General features: G+C 61.7%; 7 protein-coding genes. 4 read left to right on the plus strand and 3 right to left on the minus strand.

Going from position 1 to position 3,614, the window contains the following annotated elements; translation table 11 throughout:
- Positions 1-526: hypothetical protein (locus tag C998_RS14385; protein WP_018871432.1), on the plus strand; the 526-nt coding region annotated here is incomplete at its 5' end.
- Positions 527-547: 21 nt separating this feature from the next.
- On the opposite strand, the gene C998_RS0113640 is transcribed toward C998_RS14385, so the two are convergent.
- Together C998_RS0113640 and C998_RS0113645 are read right to left on the minus strand one after the other, a co-directional pair.
- Positions 548-844 carry a hypothetical protein gene (locus C998_RS0113640; RefSeq protein WP_018871433.1) on the minus strand — a complete coding sequence of 99 codons (297 nt, stop codon included), beginning with the start codon at positions 842-844 and terminating at the stop codon, positions 548-550.
- A 66-nt stretch (positions 845-910) separates the two neighbouring features.
- Positions 911-1,216, minus strand: a complete 306-nt coding sequence (locus tag C998_RS0113645) for a hypothetical protein (protein WP_018871434.1) — start codon at positions 1,214-1,216, stop codon at positions 911-913.
- 166 nt (positions 1,217-1,382) lie between these two features.
- Between C998_RS0113645 and C998_RS0113650 the strand changes: the two genes are divergently transcribed.
- Positions 1,383-2,180: a hypothetical protein gene (locus tag C998_RS0113650; RefSeq protein ID WP_018871435.1), complete on the plus strand. Its 798-nt coding sequence runs from the start codon at positions 1,383-1,385 to the stop codon at positions 2,178-2,180.
- 1 nt (position 2,181) lies between these two features.
- On the opposite strand, the gene C998_RS0113655 is transcribed toward C998_RS0113650, so the two are convergent.
- The gene (locus C998_RS0113655; protein WP_018871436.1) at positions 2,182-2,769 is read right to left on the minus strand and encodes a M50 family metallopeptidase; all 588 of its coding nucleotides are present in this window, start codon (positions 2,767-2,769) and stop codon (positions 2,182-2,184) included.
- Positions 2,770-2,919: 150 nt separating this feature from the next.
- Here C998_RS0113655 and C998_RS0113660 point away from each other — a divergent pair, with 150 nt between their 5' ends.
- Positions 2,920-3,303 carry a hypothetical protein gene (locus C998_RS0113660; RefSeq protein WP_018871437.1) on the plus strand — a complete coding sequence of 128 codons (384 nt, stop codon included), beginning with the start codon at positions 2,920-2,922 and terminating at the stop codon, positions 3,301-3,303.
- A 126-nt stretch (positions 3,304-3,429) separates the two neighbouring features.
- Positions 3,430-3,614, plus strand: a 185-nt coding sequence (locus tag C998_RS14245; RefSeq protein WP_038082182.1) for a hypothetical protein, incomplete at its 3' end; no start/stop codon positions are given.

The following is a 3,614-nucleotide window of genomic DNA, read 5'->3' on the forward strand; positions in this document are numbered from 1 at the left end:
TTCCCCTTCACCGATCCTTCTCCTTTGCCGCCTCACGATGGACACGGCACCCATGCTTCTGACAGCCGCTCTCGCGGCTTTTCTGGCTCTCGGGGGGTTCTTGTACCGCCCCTTGAACTGGCTCTTTCTGCTGCCGGGGACACTGGCTCACGAGCTGTCTCACTGGCTCGTCGCGTTCGTCACCGGCTCACGGCCGGGTTTCCCGAGCCTGTTCCCGCACCGGATGGACTGCGGGAATTGGGCGCTCGGGTCGGTGAGTTTTGCTCCGGGGTGGCTGACGGCCGGTTTCGTGGCGCTGGCCCCGGCGTACCTGCTGCCGCTGCTCGGGATTGTTCTGTACGGCTACGGAAGCGGTCAAAGCGTGCCGGTTCAAGGTGGGGTGGGGTATGTACTCGGGGTGCTGGCTTGGTCTTGGTGGCCGTCGCGCACGGATTTCCGGATCGCTGCACGATACCCGGTTGGCACCCTCGTTCTTCTTGGGATTCTCTCGCTGATCGCTATTGGAGTCTGGAACCGGCTGGAGTAATGCGTCCGGCCTTGTCCGCGCCTACCATTTGTTGACGTCGTTATCAAGGTCGCCCAGGTATCCGAACTCTTCGTGCTCGATCGTAGGGCCATCTTCCCTGTTGTGCTGGAAGCGATCGGGACGATGGTAGAATTGGTAGTCATTCTCTCGATCAGCCATATCCTCAGCCATCGCCATCCAATCATCTTCGTCTTCAGCAATCCATGATGCGTCGAAGAAATATAGAGAAATTGCGTAGACGGTGAGCGCAATGGCGAATGCTACAAAGACGACAAGCCCCAACACCATCAAAGGTGGCAAGCTGTTGATCCATTCCATCTGGTGCTCCTTAGTGGCTATTCCATCGGTCGATTCTTCTAGCCTGGACCCCGAGGCCCTGACTCGCTATGAAAACTCTCCTCGATCCATGCGTTCCTGGAAGCCGTTGGGGTCGTATTCCATGAAACCGAGAGGATCGTCGTTGCGGTAGTAGAAGTTGTACTCGTTCTCCTTCTCCCACTGCTCACCCATTGGTCCGTGCTGCCATTGCTGACCGTCTTCCTCTACCAGCACCTCAAGAAATTGATCCGCGGACTTCGCCGCCCCAGGGAAGAGGTGCGAGAACCCCTGCACGATCAGGTAGAGCAGCAGCGCCCCACTGAATGCGAGAACGACGACTGCTCCGACTGGCACTCCAAAAAGGCTACCCATTCGACTCCCCTCCCTGATGGCTCATTCTTCTCGTGATTGGCGGATGTCTTCAGTCGGCATAATACCGGAGGTTTTCCGATACTTCCTGTTGATATTGTATCTCTTCTGAATTACATTGTACATATAGCAACCGATACAGGAGCCGCGCTGTGCGCGAGACGACATCATGTTACTGGCAAAGACTTTCACCCTGGGCGTTCATGCCCGTGAGCGAGTGGGGGAGCGCTTCCCCGAAGAAACCCCTGAAAGCGTAGAGCGAGCGCTTCAGGATCACGGCGTTGTTACGGCCTCGGCGCCGGACAGCGATCTCGTCAATGTCGTGTTCTGGTCGGCCGCGCACGCGGAGCCGGGGATCGCGGTCACCAACCGCTTTACGGGCGAGGTGGTGACGGTGATGCAGGCGCTCCACCCGGAGCTGGGCTGCCGGGTGCTACTGACGGACGGACTGGGCCGGGAGGGGAGCCGCTGGCATGAACATCCCCGCTGGGCGGACCTGCGGTTCGCGGCGATACAGGCGGTCGGAGAAGTGCCGGAGGGACGCTTCCGGGATGCGCTGGAGGAATGGCAGGCGCGCGAGGTCGAGCGCAAGGCGGAGGCGCTGGCAGCGCAGAAAGCTCGTGAAGAGGCTCGTTCGAGCCAGGAGCCCTATCTGGCTGCCCTGCGGTTCGTGACCCGTGACGGCCAGGCGAAGGTGTTGCGCGCGGGCTCGGACAGCCGCTTGTGGGCGGCGAATGCGGCGGAAGCGGAGCGTGTTCTTCCGGCGCTGATGTCGAAGCTGGTCGGGCGCGGCGTTTGTCTTTCCGAGCTGGAAGCGATGTCGGTCGAGATCACGCCGAATCCGAAGGCCCCGGAGCCGCCGGAGGACAGCTACGAGCTGCCTCTGATGGCACACGGTCTGGTCGGCGCGGTCGGTGCAGAAGCGTTCGAGAAGGCCAGCGCGGCGGCCGGTCAGGAAACCGCCTGAGCTACGCGACGGATTCCCGGATTCCGACGAGGAACGGGATTGCGACGATCATGGCGGCAACAGCGATGAAAAAGCCCGCGCGATAGACGCGATCGCGCTGTTCCCGGTCCCTCCAGACGCGAATCCCCTTCAGTTCCAGCCCGGCTTCCAGGATTCGCCAGCCGTCGAGCGGGGGCACGGGGGCCAGGTTCATCACGGCGATCAGCACGTTGATGACACCGAAAACGCCCCAAACAGATGCGCGCTCGGGGTCGATCCCGCCCACTGCGAAGAACCCGAGTGCTGCCACCAGCGAACCCACGGGGCCGCCGAGAGCGATCAGGAACTTGTCTCGCGCGAGACGGCGGTTGCCTTTGGCGTTGTCGGCTTCAAACAGCTCCCGGAACTCAACGGCTCCAGCCATCGGGAACATCCCGATCTTCACGGGAATGCTGCGTAGCTGAAACTGGAGAGGGAAGCCCCAGCCGATCACGGCTTCATCGGGCCGGTGACCCCGCATCCAGCCGAAGGCCGCGTGCCCGCCCTCGTGGGCGGCGATGCTGAGGTGGAACAGGAGAAACGTGAGGGCGAGAGCGAAGAAGTAGTCCATTTTGAATACTTGCAGTTGTTCACTGTGGGCAAAGGTAATACAATGTTATTCAACGGTATCAATGAGAGGCTGGAACAGTATTTCACAGGTGGCGCCGAATCACCCGCTTTCCAGCCAGGCGGGCGCCCCACGGCAAGGAGAGGACGACGAATGGACAAGTGGAGGACGTTCGGGATGGCTTGTGCGCTGGTCCTGATGGCAACCCCGGCCGCAGCGGATTTGGACCCCGCTGGGGAGAAGGTTGGGGAGCCCCCCCATGCGCACGTCGAGGAAACCGACGAGCATCCGGGCCAGCGCGAGAGCACGACCACCCCACGGAACGAATACGGTTTGGGCGCCGTCATTGCTCCCTTCCTCGAAGCCGATGATGCCTCCACCGATGAGTCCAGGGGGTATCGCTACGTCGATCTCGCGGTGAGGAAGGTGGTAGGGACCATGACGGGGCTTCCTATCCCGCCCTCGATGCTTAGCGCTTCGGACCTCATTTCCCGGCTCCCGATTGAGCCCGACTCCAGCTCGCATTCGACCCGGTGATGTGGCGTGGCGTGCAGGCGGCCGGGTTGCTCTTGGGACTGTTCGCGGCAATGGCGTTGATGCACGTCGCGCTGTCTCTGGTCGTGATCGGATCTCTGCTGTGGAACTGAGTGCTGAGGTGAACCTATGACGTATCTCGCGCGACTGGTCGAACTCGGTCGGGTGGTTGGGGCCGCACGATTCGAGGCCCGCTCTCTTGAAGAGGCCCGCAAAACGGCTGATGAGAGCGTGGACTGGCTCAAGGGCCAGTGGGCCGAGGTGACCGAGTGGGTGAAGCCCGAGGAGCCGCTGAACCTTCGGGAGACGGCGGG

Origin of the sequence: Thioalkalivibrio sp. ALgr3 (genome assembly GCF_000377325.1) — a bacterium.
Classification (GTDB): Bacteria; Pseudomonadota; Gammaproteobacteria; order Ectothiorhodospirales; family Ectothiorhodospiraceae; genus Thioalkalivibrio.